This is a genomic window from Acinetobacter sp. V115_6 (genome assembly GCF_031799025.1).
In the GTDB taxonomy this organism is placed as follows: Bacteria; Pseudomonadota; Gammaproteobacteria; order Pseudomonadales; family Moraxellaceae; genus Acinetobacter; species Acinetobacter pittii.
Map to the genome: position 1 here is coordinate 410,719 of NZ_JAVQNO010000021.1, position 16,506 is coordinate 427,224.

Annotated in this window: 18 protein-coding genes; 6 read left to right on the top strand and 12 right to left on the bottom strand. The window is 39.7% G+C overall.

Annotation, left to right across the window (positions count from 1 at the left end):
- Nucleotides 1-14: 14 nt before the first annotated feature.
- The 7 genes from RMA94_RS10280 to RMA94_RS10310 all read right to left on the bottom strand — a co-directional run bounded on the left by RMA94_RS10280 (nt 15) and on the right by RMA94_RS10310 (nt 5,738).
- Nucleotides 15-896 (bottom strand): transporter, encoded by an 882-nt coding sequence (locus RMA94_RS10280; RefSeq protein ID WP_202745456.1) that lies wholly within the window; start codon nt 894-896, stop codon nt 15-17.
- A gap of 184 nt (nt 897-1,080) precedes the next feature.
- Nucleotides 1,081-2,142 (bottom strand): NADH:ubiquinone reductase (Na(+)-transporting) subunit F, encoded by a 1,062-nt coding sequence (locus tag RMA94_RS10285; RefSeq protein ID WP_202745455.1) that lies wholly within the window; start codon nt 2,140-2,142, stop codon nt 1,081-1,083.
- A gap of 14 nt (nt 2,143-2,156) precedes the next feature.
- Nucleotides 2,157-2,519: a phenol hydroxylase subunit P4 gene (locus RMA94_RS10290; protein WP_202745454.1), complete on the bottom strand. Its 363-nt coding sequence runs from the start codon at nt 2,517-2,519 to the stop codon at nt 2,157-2,159.
- A gap of 59 nt (nt 2,520-2,578) precedes the next feature.
- Nucleotides 2,579-4,105, bottom strand: a complete 1,527-nt coding sequence (locus tag RMA94_RS10295) for an aromatic/alkene/methane monooxygenase hydroxylase/oxygenase subunit alpha (protein ID WP_087606504.1) — start codon at nt 4,103-4,105, stop codon at nt 2,579-2,581.
- Between the two features lie 45 nt (nt 4,106-4,150).
- On the bottom strand, nt 4,151-4,417 hold the full coding sequence (locus RMA94_RS10300; RefSeq protein WP_000049450.1) for an MmoB/DmpM family protein: 267 nt from the start codon (nt 4,415-4,417) through the stop codon (nt 4,151-4,153).
- 11 nt (nt 4,418-4,428) lie between these two features.
- On the bottom strand, nt 4,429-5,430 hold the full coding sequence (locus tag RMA94_RS10305; protein WP_271649531.1) for an aromatic/alkene monooxygenase hydroxylase subunit beta: 1,002 nt from the start codon (nt 5,428-5,430) through the stop codon (nt 4,429-4,431).
- Nucleotides 5,431-5,450: 20 nt separating this feature from the next.
- Nucleotides 5,451-5,738 (bottom strand): phenol hydroxylase subunit, encoded by a 288-nt coding sequence (locus RMA94_RS10310; protein ID WP_000193471.1) that lies wholly within the window; start codon nt 5,736-5,738, stop codon nt 5,451-5,453.
- Nucleotides 5,739-6,107: 369 nt separating this feature from the next.
- Between RMA94_RS10310 and mobR the strand changes: the two genes are divergently transcribed.
- Complete coding sequence (gene mobR / locus RMA94_RS10320; protein ID WP_311082774.1) at nt 6,108-7,778, top strand: phenol degradation transcriptional regulator MobR; 1,671 nt, start codon at nt 6,108-6,110, stop codon at nt 7,776-7,778.
- A 56-nt stretch (nt 7,779-7,834) separates the two neighbouring features.
- Here the strand turns inward: mobR and RMA94_RS10325 are convergent, their stop codons facing one another.
- Nucleotides 7,835-8,035 carry a heavy-metal-associated domain-containing protein gene (locus RMA94_RS10325; RefSeq protein ID WP_001985155.1) on the bottom strand — a complete coding sequence of 67 codons (201 nt, stop codon included), beginning with the start codon at nt 8,033-8,035 and terminating at the stop codon, nt 7,835-7,837.
- Nucleotides 8,036-8,201: 166 nt separating this feature from the next.
- Between RMA94_RS10325 and RMA94_RS10330 the strand changes: the two genes are divergently transcribed.
- The 3 genes from RMA94_RS10330 (at nt 8,202) to RMA94_RS10340 (ending at nt 11,585) form a co-directional block, all read left to right on the top strand.
- Nucleotides 8,202-10,673, top strand: coding sequence for a heavy metal translocating P-type ATPase (locus RMA94_RS10330; RefSeq protein ID WP_311082775.1), 2,472 nt, complete (start codon nt 8,202-8,204; stop codon nt 10,671-10,673).
- A 75-nt stretch (nt 10,674-10,748) separates the two neighbouring features.
- Nucleotides 10,749-11,150 carry a Cu(I)-responsive transcriptional regulator gene (gene cueR, locus RMA94_RS10335; RefSeq protein ID WP_001020650.1) on the top strand — a complete coding sequence of 134 codons (402 nt, stop codon included), beginning with the start codon at nt 10,749-10,751 and terminating at the stop codon, nt 11,148-11,150.
- Between the two features lie 27 nt (nt 11,151-11,177).
- Complete coding sequence (locus tag RMA94_RS10340) at nt 11,178-11,585, top strand: GFA family protein (RefSeq protein WP_002119862.1); 408 nt, start codon at nt 11,178-11,180, stop codon at nt 11,583-11,585.
- 608 nt (nt 11,586-12,193) lie between these two features.
- Here the strand turns inward: RMA94_RS10340 and RMA94_RS10345 are convergent.
- Together RMA94_RS10345 and RMA94_RS10350 are read right to left on the bottom strand one after the other, a co-directional pair.
- Nucleotides 12,194-12,550 (bottom strand): four-helix bundle copper-binding protein, encoded by a 357-nt coding sequence (locus tag RMA94_RS10345; RefSeq protein ID WP_014206225.1) that lies wholly within the window; start codon nt 12,548-12,550, stop codon nt 12,194-12,196.
- Nucleotides 12,551-13,009: 459 nt separating this feature from the next.
- Nucleotides 13,010-13,339: a hypothetical protein gene (locus RMA94_RS10350; protein ID WP_005070242.1), complete on the bottom strand. Its 330-nt coding sequence runs from the start codon at nt 13,337-13,339 to the stop codon at nt 13,010-13,012.
- Between the two features lie 443 nt (nt 13,340-13,782).
- On the opposite strand from RMA94_RS10350, the gene RMA94_RS10355 reads away from it, so the two are divergent.
- Nucleotides 13,783-14,376: a LysE family translocator gene (locus RMA94_RS10355; protein WP_005076893.1), complete on the top strand. Its 594-nt coding sequence runs from the start codon at nt 13,783-13,785 to the stop codon at nt 14,374-14,376.
- A 48-nt stretch (nt 14,377-14,424) separates the two neighbouring features.
- On the top strand, nt 14,425-14,643 hold the full coding sequence (locus RMA94_RS10360; RefSeq protein WP_016141649.1) for a hypothetical protein: 219 nt from the start codon (nt 14,425-14,427) through the stop codon (nt 14,641-14,643).
- Nucleotides 14,644-14,896: 253 nt separating this feature from the next.
- On the opposite strand, the gene xseB is transcribed toward RMA94_RS10360, so the two are convergent.
- Together xseB and xseA are read right to left on the bottom strand one after the other, a co-directional pair.
- A complete protein-coding gene (gene xseB, locus RMA94_RS10365; protein ID WP_002119890.1) occupies nt 14,897-15,091 on the bottom strand; it encodes an exodeoxyribonuclease VII small subunit in 195 nt (64 codons plus the stop codon).
- Nucleotides 15,081-16,346 (bottom strand): exodeoxyribonuclease VII large subunit, encoded by a 1,266-nt coding sequence (gene xseA / locus RMA94_RS10370; RefSeq protein WP_068614148.1) that lies wholly within the window; start codon nt 16,344-16,346, stop codon nt 15,081-15,083. Before xseA ends, xseB begins: the two co-directional genes overlap by 11 nt.
- Between the last annotated feature and the right edge of the window lie 160 nt (nt 16,347-16,506).

The window sequence follows — 16,506 nt, forward strand, 5'->3', positions numbered from 1 at the left end:
TGCGTTGAAGTAGTTCAGAAAGCCCAAATCAGTTTTAGCCAGCTGGTATGGCCTTCGGGACGATATTCGACTTCGGTTTCTTTTAGAAATTTAGCTTCAATAGACCAGTTTTTATCGGCATATTGAATGCCAGGACCAATTGCAAAAGCCTGTCCTTTAAACCCAATGTTACTTCCGTTTACTTTGTCATCTGTGGTTTGTTTAAAAGCATAGCCTTCAACAGCCACTTTGAGTTTTGGGCTAATGCGATAACCCAAGCTATAGTCACCCGCAATGTATTGTCCAGACTGGTAGTCAGTCGCGTCGTTACGTGTATTCCAGCTATAAGACAGTTTAGTAGATAGATCTAAACCTGCTGCGTTGGCATAACTATAGGCAATAATCGGTCGAATGGTGTGATAGTTTTTCCCGAGATTAGCTTCAACTGGATGTGTCGTACTTGGAGTGTCATATTCACCTGTTGCCAGCACAGTTTCTAGGGCTGCAATCCAGTGATGATTTCCTTGATGCCAGCCGAGCATACCGCCCAAAATCAAGTCTCCGAGACCTTGGTTTGAGTCAGCCATTCCATTTACTTTGAGTCTTAGATCAACCAATGGCTGGGCTGCATACAACCCGAGTTGTCCATCCATAATTTTTTGATCGGTCATCCAGACCAACCGTGGAACCACGGCGTTGACATCAACATGGAACTGATCGGGACCATTTTGAAACTCTGATGCGTGATAATTTTGATAATAACTGAGTAGATAAACCCCGGCAGGTGGTAAGGCACCCGCCATCATACCTTCGGCACCTAAGGCAAAAGAGTCCGAGCCGTTTTCTGTCGCAAATGCAGAAGGAAGGTAAAGGGCGCTGATTACACCACATATGATTGCAGCAATTTTGTTATTCATAGAATGTCCTATTCTGTGTTGTTTGGCTTGTCACTAAAAAACGTTATTCCTTAACGGTCTTTAAAAAATTAAGTCTGTTTAATCTAAAAATTTGGGATGCAGAACTCCTGTGAGCCTTGTATTTTCTTTCTAAATTACAAATACAAAGCTCATTTGAAAAAGCGGAGTGCTTAAAAAATTATCTTTAAATATGTTTAAATAAAGCCGAACGCGATTGTCCAGCAGCACCATCGGCTGCACTTAAGAAGCGTTCAGTGTGAATGTCCCGTTCGAATAAGCGACTTTGCATGAGTGTTGAAATTGCCGAGTCGATCATGATTGGTGGGCCGCACAAATACGCTTTGTGTCCACCACATCGATTTTCAAAGTAATCGGCAACAGCCTCATGCACAAACCCAGTAAATCCAGTCCATTGGTCTTCTGGTTTTGGTGCATTCAGGGCAGGGATATAGCGAAAGTTCGGATAGTCTTTTACGAGCTGTTCAAACAATTCTCGGTTGTATAGCTCTGCCAAGTCTCGTGCTCCTTGGAAGAGGTAAATCGTGCGACTATCTCCAGACTCAAGTAAATCTAGAATCATCGATTGTGGACTTGAAAGACCTGAACCACCCGCAATGAAAATGGCATTTTGATCATCTGACTTGCGTACGAAAAATTGACCATAAGGGCCTGAAATATCAAGCTGATCGCCCGTGGCAAGTTGTTCATGCACATAAGTCGTCGCTGCACCGCTTTCAACTTTACGAATATGCAGCTCAACAATACCCACTTCACTTGGTGAATTGGCAATTGAAAACGCTCGAGTTCCTTCAATGTTTGGGAACTGGACATTGATATATTGGCCAGCTTGGAATTCGATTGGCCGATCTAGTTGTAGTCGGATTCCTTTAATGGTTGGCGATAAGTCTTTTATTTCAATTACGGTCGCTTGATAGTCTTGAACCAAATGACCTAAGAAATCTGGGTCTTCATCAACATCGGCTTCAATGATCATGTCGGACTGTGGTTTACAGCAACAGGCAAGCACTTTATTTTCATCACGTTCAATATCCATGAGCGCAAATGGCGAGGCTTCACCAACATCGTAAAAACCGTCGGTGACTTGAACCTTACATGTCCCGCAAGTGCCATGACCACAGGCAAAGGGTAACCAAACGCCTTGACGTAAAGCGGCATCTAAAATGGTTTGGTCTTCTTCTACTTCAATCGTTGTTCCGATCGGCTCAATGGTGACTTGATAACTCATGACACACCTCCGAATTAAACGTAGCTGTCGTTATAGCCATTTAATTCTGGCGTAACGAAACGAAGCAATGACTTATGCCCAAAACCAAGCTCTGCCAAGCTTTGTGTATTCTCTGGATTGATTGGTTGACCATCTAAAGTGTATTGCACTTTTGACCAATCAATTTTGGCAAAATCTGGATGTTGGGCAAAACCACCTGTAATTTGTTGCTCAATCAACTGTCCCAAAGTTTGTTGAGGTGAGGCAAGCATGGCATGTGCCGAGCAAAAAAGTGTGTGATGATCCCAACCCACGTAAAGTAAGAATTGATCGCCATAATTTTTTTGCAGATCAAGTGGTTCAAATTGATAGTTGTTGTGTATCGCGCGAACAGTCATGTTCAATCTCCTTATTTCCTATCAGGCAGCTTGATGACTGCCTGAACAATTCCTTGTACTTAAGCTGCGTTGCCTTTCCATTTTTTCCAGCGCTGTTGGTCTGGTGAGCCTTCAATATCTAGATTGTCGGCACCGACATTCATGCGGTAATAATCACGGAGCATAGTTTCGAGGTCACCGCCACCACAGTTACCTTGCAAAATTTGATTTACAGGTAGCCATGCTTGTATATATTTCTCAGGTTCGCGCTCGAAAATGTCATGACAACCATCTGAACAGGTGTGGTAGCGTTCGCCTTGGTAAATGGTATGGCGATAACTGAACTGAGTCGGATCATCGCCCATTTCGGTAAAAGTCATTGGAATCTGACAAACCTGACAAAGCTGTGGTAAACCTGCGCTGTAGAAGCGTTTACCCTCGGCTTCCATTTTGCGAGCCAGCTCCCATTTTGGACGGTAGTATTTATCGAAAGTGTCTGGATATTTAGCCGATAACCAATCCATTTCTTCGTCGGTTGGAATCCAAGTATGGAAACCAGCAGCATGACCAAAGTTATAGAAAATCCACCATGCCTGATGTGAGACGTGCTCTTTTTCTTTCACAATCACATCGCTATATTTCGGCATACGAATGCCATAGCGGCTTAAATCTTTAAATAGCGCACCGCCTGCCTGTTCAAAATAAACTTCCCAAGCTTCTTTCCAAGACATCACTTTGTTTGGCAGCATGTAATCCATCATCATGCCCACAATTGAAAGCAAACGCGTCCCACGCCAGAACCATTTATCAATCCATTCCTGCACAATCGGCACGTTGTCTTCATGTTGTTCGAGCAAGAATTTCACGATTTCAAGACCGAGTGTCATGTGACGCGCTTCATCTGACTGCGCACTAAAACCAAAGGTCACGGTTGCCATATCGCCGTTATAAGCTGCACCCGACATAAACGGAACAAACAGTAAGTTGGTAAGTACATATTCAAAAGCAAAACTAATGGCTAATAAAAATTCGAAAGGGCCAGCAGAACGGGCATCTTCAAAAAATGATTTAGGCACAGACAAATACCAAACGCGGTCATGCATGTGTGCCCAATCCTGAAAACCATCAAAGAACTTGTTGTAATGGCTCATGGCATGAATTTGAGTCTGTACATGACGCAGCTCATCAATCGACTGCATCTGAGATGCAATACGTGCTCCAATACCACTAAATTGGCGACCTACATGGGCATAGCCTTGATAAGCCTGATATTCAAGGGGGGTCACCGCTGTTAAAAAGAGTTTGATCGCATTTAAGTAGCGTTCATTGCTGACATTCATCTGACCATTGTTTTGAGCAAAGGCATCAAAAATGGCATAAAGTTTTTTCTCTTTTTCTGCCTGATATTTCCAGTAAGCATCCATAGTTAAACGGAATGGATCTTCCCATTTAGACCAGTCAGTAATTTTGATACCTTCAAACTCTTCATAAGGGAAGGCATCTTTACGGTCAGCATAGGAAAAGTCCCAGTCCAGATCACGGGTTAATGCGCGGTAACGATCTTTAGCATTTAATTTTTTGCTGGTTTCTTTCGTTTGAGTTGTCATGATTGATCATCCTTAAATCTTTGTTAAACAACGTCTATGTTGTGATTAATTCCAGTGAAGGCGGAAAGTATCGTCATCTTCTTCGACATTGCCGCCCAGCGTAATCATGTTGAGTTGTAACGATTGGATGTCCCAATCTTGGCCTAGTTTTTCAGATACGGTTTCAGCTTTAATCACCAAATCAGTTTCACTTTCAATTCGGATCATGGCGGGTAAATACTGAATTGAAGCTTCAGGGTTATCTTCTTCAATCGCTTCAAGGATGTAGCGTGAAGTATCGTTGTCTTGTAACGCGAGATAGACTTTAGACATGTTGCTTCTCCTTAAGCATTTGCAAGTTCTGGTTGTAGGCCGAGTTTTTTTGCACGTTCAATAACGGCTTGTTCTGCTTGATCAACTGCATCTGCTGTTAAGGCTGCTATTGCCCACGGTGTAAAAGCTGCTTTTACTTGAGTTAGAGACTCAGTGAACCATTCATTTAATAGCTGTTTGTTGTGATCGGACTCTGCTGCGGCAGTTTTAATGACGGTGTCTGACCACTTACGTAAATCACCTAAAGTATCTTTCATAAATTCAGTCAGCATGGCTAAGTCACGAGCATTTTGAGTGACTAACCAATGATCAAACTGTTGATAGACAAGCTCTGTCACAAAGCCGTCAATCACAAGGTTCTGTAATAAGAAAAGTTTGAAGTAGTCTTGCTCGGTGAGGCTTTCTTCACACAGACGGCGTAGGCCTTGCCATGCAGGGTGTTGCATCCAAGTCTGTTTTGCCTGTCGTAATGAATCGCCGCTATTACCATCTAAAGCTAAGCCAATCCGTGAGATGTACTGCGCTATACCTAAATGATCCATTGCGGCATAAATACAAGCTTGGGTTAGCACGGTGCCATAACCATAGGCACTGCCAGACATCATGTGTAAGTTTGCAGTTTGTTCAATGTGGCGAAATGGCAATAGGTACTCAATGACCTTAGCTTTGACTTCGTCAGACAAATGTTCTGCAAGCTGACGTTTTTCAAAAAAAGCAAAATTACTTTCGGCGGTGTCTTGTAACCGCGCACGGTGCTGAACATAAGTTCCATAATAGAATTGACGTGGATCTTTAAATGCATACCAATCTTGCATTTGCAGGGCAGTATGGGTTTTATCATTTAAGGTCTTTTCAGGTTTCCACAAAGGACGATAGTGAAAGTTAGTTTCTGCCTGTACATCGAAACTTACTTCTTGATATCGAGTTGCTGGCTTACTACCAAATCGTCTTTCGATATAGGCATAGTTCTGGCGGATAGGTTCGACATTTGACGTTTTGATTTCTAAAGTCATGGCTTTATCTCCTTATATTTTTACATCTGATCATCATGATCGTTGCTATTACGTTGCGTGCCGACTAAGGTTGCTTCAGTGCCATAGCGCCATTTTTCTTCCTGAGCATCATTAAAAGCTTGCTGCTCTTGGGTCATTTCAACCACTTGATTGGTCTTACAAAAATCATTAAATGCATGTTTAGGCAAAACCAGTTCCACAAATAGACTGGGGTCGTGAATGGCAAAATCGAATTCGATAAACTCTGCGTTTAAGTCGCCAGTAACCCGAATATATTTGGTTAATGCTTCGACTTGAGGTTGCGTCATGCTGTACTCCATCAAGACATGGTCTTGAAATTGATGAATGCTCCTTGCTCTCGCTATAAGCTTTACAAAAGCTATGCCAACTTTATTTTTACTATTAAAAACAATAAATTAGGATTTTTTATAAAAGTTCAGCATTTTTAAAATTCACCATTTCATGAATTTTTTTGAATGGTGAAATAGAGATATTCATGATTTGATGAAGAGGGTCGTAAAAATTTCTTTTTAAATTGTTTGGGGCTTTAAAAGGAGAGATTTAGAAATACTTTTTTAGTATGAAGTTATGTCTTTAAGGTACTAGGACATTTATCTGGTTCTTCGATAAGATGAGATAACACCCAAATGTGTTTAATGGATTAAAACAGATCACTCATGGCTCGAGTAAAATACGATACAACGGGACGATACGCAGATCATCCGCAAGAAATTCACGATTTGCTGTCTAAACTGCACTTTGATACTGCCCACGGCCAAATCTGGTTTGATGAATATCGGATGCTGCTTTTACACACCAGCATTATGGGATATTTGCGTAAAGACTTAGCACACATGATTGGGCTTGAGCGGACTAAGCGTTTCTTTATTCGATTAGGGTATCAAGCAGGGTTAAAAGATGCAGAAGTTACAACAAAAATGCGTCCCGATTTAAATGAACACGATGCTTTTATGGCAGGCCCACAAATGCATGCGATTCGTGGAATGGTGCAAGTACAGGCCAACCAGCTCAATTTAAGCCACGATAAAAAACAGTTTTATGCCGATTTAAACTGGCTTAACTCTTTTGAAGCCGATGTGCATTTAGAGCATTTTGGTCCGAGTGATGAACCTTCATGTTGGATGTTACTTGGCTATGCGTGCGGCTACAGTAGTTTTGCGACGGGCATGACCATTATTTATCAAGAAATAGAATGTAAAGCTTGCGGCGATGAGCATTGCCGTATTATTGGTAAGCCTTTAGAAGAGTGGGAAAATGCTGATGAACTGATTCAGTTCATGTCTCCCGAACCCATGGAAAAAGAACTGATTGCGTTGCAGGCTGAACTTTTTGAACTTAAAAAATCAATTTATAGCGACAGTGAAGCCGATTACCAATTATTTAGTTCTGTGGGTAAGTCAGCATCTTATAAACAGGTCTGTGCATTATTAACAAAAGCAGCAGGTTCGAAAGTTTCTATTTTGCTACAAGGTGAAACCGGCGTTGGTAAAGAAGCTTTTGCTCGAGGAGTTCATGCAAATAGCCAAAGAAAAGACCAACCTTTTATTGCAGTAAACTGTGCAGCGATTCCACCAGAGTTAATTGAGTCTGAGTTATTTGGGGTAGAAAAAGGGGCTTATACAGGAGCGCATCAATCTCGCTTGGGGAAGTTTGAACGAGCCAATGGTGGTACGATTTTTTTAGATGAAGTGATTGAGCTTTCTCCTCGTGCACAAGCAGCACTATTACGCATTTTGCAGGAAGGTGAATTTGAGCGAGTAGGAGATTCACAGACACGTATTTTAGATGTCCGTGTAATTACAGCAACCAATGAAGATCTTGAGCAGGCTGTAAAAACAGGGCGATTTCGCGCAGATTTATATTATCGCTTAAATATTTTCCCAGTGCAGATCCCGCCTTTGCGAGAGCGCCGTGAAGATATTCCTTTATTGGTTGAACACTTTCTTCATCGCTTTGAAAAAATGTACGGCAAAACCATTCAGGGTGTAAGTGAAAAGACCAAAGTTTTTATGCAGCAATATGAATGGCCGGGAAATATTCGTGAGTTGGAAAACTTATTAGAAAGGGCTGTTTTATTAACGGATGATCAGCAGCTGATTAAGTTAAATGCCATTTTCCCACAGATCAAGCATGACCCTGAGCAGGCTGTAGCTGTTGAAACTGACTTTGAGCAATTATTAAAGGCAGAGTTTAATTTAGAAGAACATGAGAAGCAGTTAATTTTAACGGCTTTAAAAAAGGCAAATCATAATGTGTCTGAAGCGGCACGTTTATTGGGAATATCTCGGGCAGCATTAGATTATCGAATTAAAAAATTTCAGCTTTGAGTCAATATCAACAAACACAAAATAAAGGCCTAACTTTAAACGTTAGGCCTTATTGATTATTGCACTTTCGCTGGGAAACCATCTTCTTCAAGTGCTTCGGTAATTTTATCGACGCTTTCACTGCTTTCAACAGTCACGATTTTGGTCGCTAAATCTACATCTACTTTTGCATTTGGATCGACGTCCTGAATCGTCGCAGTCACGCCACGAGCGCAGCCACCACAAGTCATATTTTCAATAAGTAGTTTCATGTTCATACTCCATCAAGAATGAGATATTTGTTTGGATAACACTGAGTCTAAACCTTGTCATGATTGTAAGGTCAAGACCAAATTTTTAAAAAAATATGCTTGACCTTCCCATGATGGGAATCTGTATGCTCAATACAGAATATTAAATTTTGCAGATTTGTAGAGGTGTTTGATGGACTCAAAAACCACAAAATTGCCAGCATATAGTGAAACACTTCCAATCGAAGGCATGACTTGTGCCTCCTGTGTAGGACGTGTCGAAAAAGCACTTAAGAAAGTTGAAAATATTGAGATTGCCAACGTTAACTTGGCAACAGAAAAAGCGGTTGTTTATTCAAATCAACCGATTCAGCGTGAAGCACTGGTTAAAGCAGTTGAACGAGCAGGTTATGATGTTCCTAAAGCTTCGCCAGTTGAGTTATCTATTGAGGGTATGACTTGTGCATCTTGTGTTGCACGTGTTGAAAAAGCCCTTAAAAAAGTAGACGGCGTTCAAGAAGCCACAGTCAACTTAGCAACAGAGCAAGCTTGGGTGCAGGCAGATGCATCAGTCAATGTTGAAGACCTAATTCGTGCTGTTAAAAAAGCAGGTTATGACGCGAAAGCATCTGAAAAAAATCAAGATGAGCAGCTCGACAAAAAAGCATCAGAGTTAGATCAGCTTAAAAAAGATTTGATCATTTCGATTGTGTTGGCCTTACCTGTGTTTATTCTGGAAATGGGTTCACATCTCATTCCAGCTTTTCACATGTGGATCATGGACACGATTGGTCAATACAATAGCTGGCTTTTACAGTTTGCTTTGACCACATTAGTTCTCGTTTTTCCAGGTCGCCGTTTTTACCAAAAAGGGATTCCAGCCATATGGCGTTTAGCGCCAGACATGAACTCGCTGGTTGCTGTTGGAACCTTAGCAGCCTATAGCTTTTCAGTTGTGGCAACTTTTATACCGCAGGTATTACCCCAAGGTACCGTCAATGTTTACTTTGAAGCGGCTGCCGTTATTGTCAGTTTAATTTTACTCGGACGTTATTTTGAAGCCAAAGCTAAAGGACGTACTTCGCAAGCGATTCAACATTTGGTAGGAATGCAGCCCAAAACAGCTCGTATTCAACGTGACGGTCAAGTGGTTGAAGTTGCTGTTGCCGAAGTGGTCAGTGGAACTATTGTAGAAATTCGGCCGGGTGAACGTGTGCCAGTCGATGGTGAAGTGGTTGAAGGGCACAGCTACATTGATGAATCTATGATTACGGGTGAACCTGTCCCAGTCGAAAAAGTAGTGGGACAACAGGTGGTCGGTGGTACGGTCAATCAAAACGGAACACTGAACATTCGGGCAACCGCAGTGGGTAGCTCATCTGTACTTTCACAAATTATTCGTATGGTTGAACAAGCTCAGGGTTCTAAACTTCCGATTCAGGGCTTAGTCGATAAAGTCACCATGTGGTTTGTACCTGTAGTGATGTTAATTGCTGCAATTACTTTCTTGGTTTGGTTTATTTTTGGGCCAGAACCTGCGCTCACTTTTGGATTGGTGAATGCCGTTGCAGTACTGATTATTGCATGTCCTTGTGCGATGGGACTTGCAACACCAACTTCTATTATGGTTGGTACTGGACGTGGTGCCGAGTTAGGTGTCTTGTTCCGTAAAGGTGAAGCTTTGCAGCTTTTACAAGAAGCTCAAGTAGTTGCAGTTGATAAAACGGGCACACTCACCGAAGGTAAACCGACACTCACTGACTTTAATGTGCAATCAGGTTTTGAGCGTGAACAAGTGCTGACTTTGGTTGCTTCGGTCGAAGCCAAGTCTGAACATCCCATTGCTCTTGCGATTGTTCAAGCAGCAGAGAGTGAAGGCTTAAACTTATTACCAGTAACAGCATTTAACTCGATTACAGGTTCAGGTATTGAAGCAGAAGTTTCAGGCCAGAAAGTACAAATTGGCGCAGACCGTTATATGCACCAACTTGGTTTAGATACCAGCTCATTCCAAGCGATTGCTGCTCAGTTAGGTGAAGAAGGCAAAACACCGCTTTATGTTGCTATTGATCAAAAACTTGCGGCAATTATTGCTGTGGCAGACCCCATTAAAGAAACAACCTATGCTGCGATTGAGGCCTTGCATCAATTAGGTCTCAAAGTTGCCATGATTACAGGAGACAACCGTCATACGGCGCAAGCAATTGCCAAAAAGCTGAACATTGACGAAGTTGTGGCAGAGGTTTTACCCGAGGGCAAAGTGGACACAGTCCGCCAACTGCAAAAACAGTATGGGCGCTTAGCTTTTGTTGGTGATGGTATTAACGATGCACCAGCCTTGGCACAAGCAGATGTCGGTTTAGCTATTGGTACAGGAACAGATGTTGCCATCGAAGCAGCTGATGTTGTGCTCATGTCAGGTAGTTTAAAAGGCGTACCGAATGCAATTGCATTAAGTAAAGCCACCATGCGAAATATACGTCAAAACCTGTTCTGGGCATTTGTATATAACGTAGCCCTAATTCCAATTGCAGCAGGTGCGCTATATCCAGCATTTGGCGTTTTACTCTCGCCAATGTTTGCAGCAGGGGCGATGGCACTTTCTTCGATTTTTGTTTTAGGCAATGCATTACGTTTAAAACGCTTTCATGCGCCAGTAGAGTAAGCGTGCTGAAAATCAACTTTTGGTTTAAGATCATGACAGCAGGTCTTAAACCAAATTTAATATTTGAGGTGTGAGATGAATATCGGTCAGGCATCCAAACATTCGGGCATTTCGGCGAAAATGATTCGCTACTATGAAGAAATCGGTTTACTTGAAGCAGCTCAGCGTTCTGCTTCTGGCTATCGCATCTATTCAGAAACAGACCTTAAAACTTTAAACTTTTTAAAGCATGCTCGAGAGTTAGGTTTTTCATCTGAACAGATGAAAGAGCTTATTTCACTTTGGAAAAATACTGATCGGCATAGTGCAGAGGTGAAAGCCTTAACCGTCAAACACATTGCCGAATTAAAGCAAAAAATTGCCCACCTACAAGAAATGGTTAATATTTTGCAGGCTTCTGCCGATGATTGCTGTGGCGACCAACAGGCTTCTTGTGCCATTTTAGATCATATTGAAAAAGGGGTGGGTGTAAGCTAAATCCCATAAAAATAAAAAGGTAAAATCATGATTTATACAGCTTCTTGTCTTTGTAATGGTGTTCAACTCAGCATTAATGCTGAATTAAATCCCATTATGGTTTGTCATTGTAAGCAATGCCAAAAAGCACAAGGGGCTGCTTTTGCAGCTATTACACAGGTACAGAAAACTGATTTAAACATTGTACAGGGTGAAAATCTTTTGCAAGCGTATTTTGCTTCTCCAAACAAAAAGAGAGTGTTCTGTAAAACTTGCGGTTCACCGATCTGGAGTGAACGTTTAGATAAGCCAGAAGTGGTACGCCTGAGGGTCGGACTTATTAATGAAGAAATATCGATGCCAGTCATCTCTCATGCTTTTGTCAATTCACAAGTGAAGTGGTATCCAATTTGTGATGACGCTCGCCAATATCCAAATGGGGTAGAAAACCCTTAAATATTAAGGTTAGATCGTATTTTGTTCATTTGTAAAAAAACGTGAACAAGACTAGTCATGAATAAATAATGTGCTATAACTGTACCTAAGGTAATCGTAATATCTCCTCGCTCCACAGGGAAACTTGGGACAGGGCAAAAGATACGATAAGACCTTACATATAGCTAGCAAAGAGCAAACAAGAGTTGGATAGACACAACGCTTACATTGCTCACCGTTGCAGAAAAGCCCGTGAAACGGGCTTTTTTAATGCCTGTAAAAAAGATATTTCTTATTTGGAAATATCTTATACTTTTAAACTATTTATGAAAAAGTAATGTAAAAATAATAAAATATTTCAAATATACAGACTTTTCTGTATTGCAATTTGTTTTTATTAAGGGTACATTTGGTTAACGGTTTAAAGTTCAAGTTTAATAATGAACTCATGGTCGTTGTGGGAGATCTAAGAGCCTGCATTTTCCCCAAGATGCGGGTTTTTTTTATGCCTGTAAAAAAGTAAAAATTGTAATCAGCTTAAATAAAAAATATCTAATTTACTGTTATCTAAAATATTTTAATTAGCCTACGATCTAAAGATTGCGTAGGCTTAAAGTTGTGAATACCACTTAGGAACGATATGCTAGACAAGCTTGTGCGCAAGCAAGACATGCTTTAGCACAAACTTGGCAGTGTTCATGGTCATGTTTACTGCATTCTGCTGCACAAAGTTGACAAGCGTTCGCACAAAGTTGCATGGCTGATTCTGCTAGTTCAGAGTTTCTTAGTTCTAAAGACGTACAAAGTTGACAGGTTTCTACACATGTCATGCAATGCTTGATACATTCACGCATCATGTGCACATGTTCTTCTTGCAAACATGCAGCTGCACATGTTTTGCAGGCAATCATACATTCAATACATGCTTGAATTGAGGTAGAGGTATTACAAAATAAAGAAGAGTTGGTTTCTTGTTGAGTTTCCATAAAAGTTCTCCTGTCGAAGACTATTATTAAAAAACAGAATATTGTTATCTCTTTTCATTTTATAAAATCATTTCTTTGGTGGGTGAGTTTGAAATGAAAGGTCTACAAACGCTCAATAGGGTTTAACCTCGTATAAGAATGTTACATCTAGCTACTTCAGTTATAAATTTCAAAACTACTTGCCCAGCATTAGATTTAAAATTTGATTCGATATAATACTTTTGGCTAATTTCTTATTGTGTGAAAATTGTGCAAATTATCAGTGTGAACTTTAAGGGCACACGAAATGGAAAACGTTAATCAATTTGCTCACGGAGCTGAGCATGAAGTCCACATACATTGCAAACGATCATTAAGCACTTTAATACTGAGTATGCTCGTATTAATTACAACTGGTCGTTAAAAGAAAAAGCACCTAAGGGTGCTTTTTCTATATGAGTTTAAAGTAAATACCTTTAATTAAGAGTCTATAAAGCCACGCCGTTTTTTGTAGGCTTTACGGTCATAAGAAGGGATGTTTGATTGCTGGAGATCAATCGCGAGTTGTTTCTTGCGTTGAAACTGGACTTCACTTAGAAGAGCAGCATAAATTTTGGGACGATCAGTTTTAAACTTTTCTACATCCAACGGAATCGTATCTTCATTCTTAACAATGTACAGCACAGAGCCATTGCCATTCGTTTCATAAACCGTCCAACCAACTCGTACAATGTAGAGTCCGGTTTTCTGATTCTTGCCTAAATAAGATTTAAAACCATCTGGATGAGGGCGAACATAAGCATTCATCATGCATCCTCCATCATCTGATTTATTTGATGAAAGCGACAATCAAAGAATTGATGGGGAACGGGACATCATATTCAGTAAAATCACGATTTCTAGTTGTTTATATATTGATCAATTTTCAAATTTCAAGTCAGAAAAAAGCGTTTATTAAATAAGCTAAATAAGGGTTAAATATTAAAAATAACGACTTATTTTTCTGTGAAAAAAAAGCTTGATTTAATTGTTTGGCGAGCAGAAAAAAATAGCGCTTATTCTATGTTTCTGTGATCGATTTTGCATATTTAAAATTATTGAAATAGTAAGTGAATTTGTAGTCAGGTAGAGTTAATTGTTTGTTTTAAAATTAAAAAAATAAACTTTAATATTTCTTGTTACAACCATTATGTCGACAATAGATATTCCTTTTTGACATATTTCGCCTAGCATAACTAAAGAGTTCGTTGCCTATGGTGTCATTTATGTTTATTGGACTTGTGGTCACCATTTTGTTGACTCCAGGCCCAACAAATACATTGTTAGCCTCGGCTGGAATACAAGCAGGGGTGAAGCAGTCTCTTAAACTTATTCCTGCTGAAGTGATGGGTTATCTCATTGCAATTACTTCATGGGGTGTTTTGCTTGAGTCAGTTTCACATTTTATCCCTTGGCTTCCTGCCTTATTAAAGTTAATAAGTGCAACTTTTATTCTCTACCTTGCATTTAAACTTTGGATAACATCAACAAACGACATCAAATTAGACAACCCACTGATTACGCCTAAGGCTTTATTTGTTGCAACACTTTTAAATCCTAAAGCTTTACTCTTTGCTTCTGCTATTTTTCCACATGCAGCATGGGAAGTGCTTCACGTTTATTTTGTGCATATTGCTATTTTTTTATCATTAATTACACCCATCGCATTTTTATGGATTGCTTTTGGAACCGTATTAATTTCAAACAAAGTAACTTGGTTAAACCAACGTAATTTACAACGTACGGCTGCATTTATTTTAACTTTTTTTGCGATGCCAATCGGCTATTCTGCGATTAGCTCATTTTAAACTTAACCCTTTATTTATATTAAAAAATTTAATTTTCAGGAGATTTTCATGACAAGATTAAAAGTAATTATCAAGGATCAGTTTGATAAAGAATCAATTGCTTTGGCAAAAGTTAGACCCATGAATGACCATGCGCTTGAGCTTCATAAAAGTGTTGAACATATTGAAATTAATGACGATATTATTTTACCCAATATGGATTTGCTCTATGAAAACCCTAAAGATGGCAAAATTTATCAGTTAATTGGTCCATTCAGTGAGGAATAACTCTTAAATTCAATTTAACAATAACCATGAGTAAAGTTTGTGTTTTGTATGATCTTAATAGAAGTCATTTAGTTAAGAGATGGTGAAAATTAAGCCAAACTAACGTATAGACACAATTAAAATATTGAACATCTAAAATGGTTATGGGACTATGCCTGTGTAAAAATGTGACCTAATCCACATTTTTGCATTTCAGGATTAAGTGGATTTCACTAAGCCCATTCCTTCAATGAGAAGTAGGAGTGGGCTTTTTTTATTCTTTGAATGTCTCATCTAGAGCTTGTTGAACAGCTTCAATACGTGATTTACACGCTTTATAAGCCGTAATAGATTCTTCAACAATCTTCATTAAATTATCGATATCCGGGCTTTCCTGAGATTCAAGTAATTCGGCATTTTTCTTCAAAATGTCATGACCATCTTTAAACGTTAACTCTTCATTCTTCATTTGGAATTACCTGCGTAATGTTGGCTTCAACCACACCATCTTGCATCTCAATAGCAATGGCGGGGCTTGAAATTTGATGTATAGAGTGAATCGCTTTTCCTTCTGATCTAACAATTGCATAGCCCTTGGCCTGAACATGTTTCGGGTTTTGCAAAAGAATTTCTTTCATCAAAGATTCGATTTGGGCTAATGAGAATTTAACTTGTTGCTGTGAGCTAAACTGAATACGTTCTTTCATCTGGTCAAGCAAACGATGTGCCGAGCTAAGTTGACTCTGTGCCGAAGATTTAATCTCATGAAGCAGTTGATCATTCTTGCTTTGATAGGTTGTGATTTGATGTTGAGAAAGCAGCTTAATCGTTTGTAAACTATCTACAGCTTCTTGTACACGCTCAATAATATGGTTTCGGATACCCGCAATGACTTTACTTGGTGTATCAAATGAGCGATGAGCAATTTCATCAAGAATAGTACGATCTTTCTCATGCCCGATACCTACCCAAATCGGTACGCTACGTTTGCAAAGTAGGGCGGCAAGTTCATAATCATTTAAATAAGCTAAATCATTCACCGATCCACCACCGCGAATAATCACAATCAAATCAGGTGGAAAGCTAAACGCGCTGGCCCATTGTCTTAAACCTGAACCTAAAGATTCAATCAAACTTGTTGCAGCCGTGTTTCCTTGAAAAGTAGCGGTGTGATACACAAAATGACAAACCCCATTTCGCTCAAGTGCATCTGCATCTTTTTTAAAGTCACCAAGGCCTGCAGCATTTTGAGGAGCAATGACTAAAACATTTTGAATATCAAAAGGAGTGGGAAGAAGTTTATTTTTATGGATTAAACCTTCTTGAGTAAGTCGTTCAATAATTTGCTGATAACGTTTAGCAATTTCACCCAATGTAAAGCTTGAGTCAATCTCTTCAATGTTGACCGAAAATCCATATTGAGGATCAAAACGTGCTCTAATTTTGATGAGTACATTTAAATCACTTGAAATCTCAATCCCAGTTTCACGTTCGAACTTTAAAACAATTTTACTCGCTGAAAATTTCCAGATTGTGGCTTTACAGCTGGCAATAACTTTATCAGTCTCTGCATCTTTTTCTGCGAGTTCTAAATAGTAATGACCGCCCTTAACATTTAAATTTCGAATTTCTGCTTTTACCCAAACTGGCTCATCAAAAGCCACACGTATGACTTCCTGAACTGTGCCGAGATATTCACTAAGGGAAAACTGAGGTTCAGACATACGAACTAAAAATTAAAGGGCCAAACTAGATAGTATAAAAGCCATCCAACCAAGGCAATTGTTGTCTATGAATATCGGGTTCTATTTAAAATAAATACAACAAATTAAAGAATTAAAAATTGAAATTGATAAGTGAATTTAGACTGAATGGTTAAAATGA

Excerpts from the sequence above, each read along its gene's own strand:
- xseB (WP_002119890.1), bottom strand. The coding sequence starts at position 15,091 with ATGAAGAATGAAGAGTTAACGTTTAAAGATGGTCATGACATTTTGAAG.
- RMA94_RS10360 (WP_016141649.1), top strand. The coding sequence starts at position 14,425 with ATGACAAGATTAAAAGTAATTATCAAGGATCAGTTTGATAAAGAATCA.
- RMA94_RS10330 (WP_311082775.1), top strand. The coding sequence starts at position 8,202 with ATGGACTCAAAAACCACAAAATTGCCAGCATATAGTGAAACACTTCCA.
- RMA94_RS10280 (WP_202745456.1), bottom strand. The coding sequence starts at position 896 with ATGAATAACAAAATTGCTGCAATCATATGTGGTGTAATCAGCGCCCTT.
- RMA94_RS10355 (WP_005076893.1), top strand. The coding sequence starts at position 13,783 with ATGGTGTCATTTATGTTTATTGGACTTGTGGTCACCATTTTGTTGACT.
- RMA94_RS10295 (WP_087606504.1), bottom strand. The coding sequence starts at position 4,105 with ATGACAACTCAAACGAAAGAAACCAGCAAAAAATTAAATGCTAAAGAT.
- RMA94_RS10290 (WP_202745454.1), bottom strand. The coding sequence starts at position 2,519 with ATGACTGTTCGCGCGATACACAACAACTATCAATTTGAACCACTTGAT.
- RMA94_RS10340 (WP_002119862.1), top strand. The coding sequence starts at position 11,178 with ATGATTTATACAGCTTCTTGTCTTTGTAATGGTGTTCAACTCAGCATT.
- RMA94_RS10345 (WP_014206225.1), bottom strand. The coding sequence starts at position 12,550 with ATGGAAACTCAACAAGAAACCAACTCTTCTTTATTTTGTAATACCTCT.
- RMA94_RS10325 (WP_001985155.1), bottom strand. The coding sequence starts at position 8,035 with ATGAACATGAAACTACTTATTGAAAATATGACTTGTGGTGGCTGCGCT.
- RMA94_RS10305 (WP_271649531.1), bottom strand. The coding sequence starts at position 5,430 with ATGACTTTAGAAATCAAAACGTCAAATGTCGAACCTATCCGCCAGAAC.
- cueR (WP_001020650.1), top strand. The coding sequence starts at position 10,749 with ATGAATATCGGTCAGGCATCCAAACATTCGGGCATTTCGGCGAAAATG.
- RMA94_RS10310 (WP_000193471.1), bottom strand. The coding sequence starts at position 5,738 with ATGACGCAACCTCAAGTCGAAGCATTAACCAAATATATTCGGGTTACT.
- RMA94_RS10285 (WP_202745455.1), bottom strand. The coding sequence starts at position 2,142 with ATGAGTTATCAAGTCACCATTGAGCCGATCGGAACAACGATTGAAGTA.
- RMA94_RS10350 (WP_005070242.1), bottom strand. The coding sequence starts at position 13,339 with ATGATGAATGCTTATGTTCGCCCTCATCCAGATGGTTTTAAATCTTAT.
- mobR (WP_311082774.1), top strand. The coding sequence starts at position 6,108 with ATGGCTCGAGTAAAATACGATACAACGGGACGATACGCAGATCATCCG.
- RMA94_RS10300 (WP_000049450.1), bottom strand. The coding sequence starts at position 4,417 with ATGTCTAAAGTCTATCTCGCGTTACAAGACAACGATACTTCACGCTAC.
- xseA (WP_068614148.1), bottom strand. The coding sequence starts at position 16,346 with ATGTCTGAACCTCAGTTTTCCCTTAGTGAATATCTCGGCACAGTTCAG.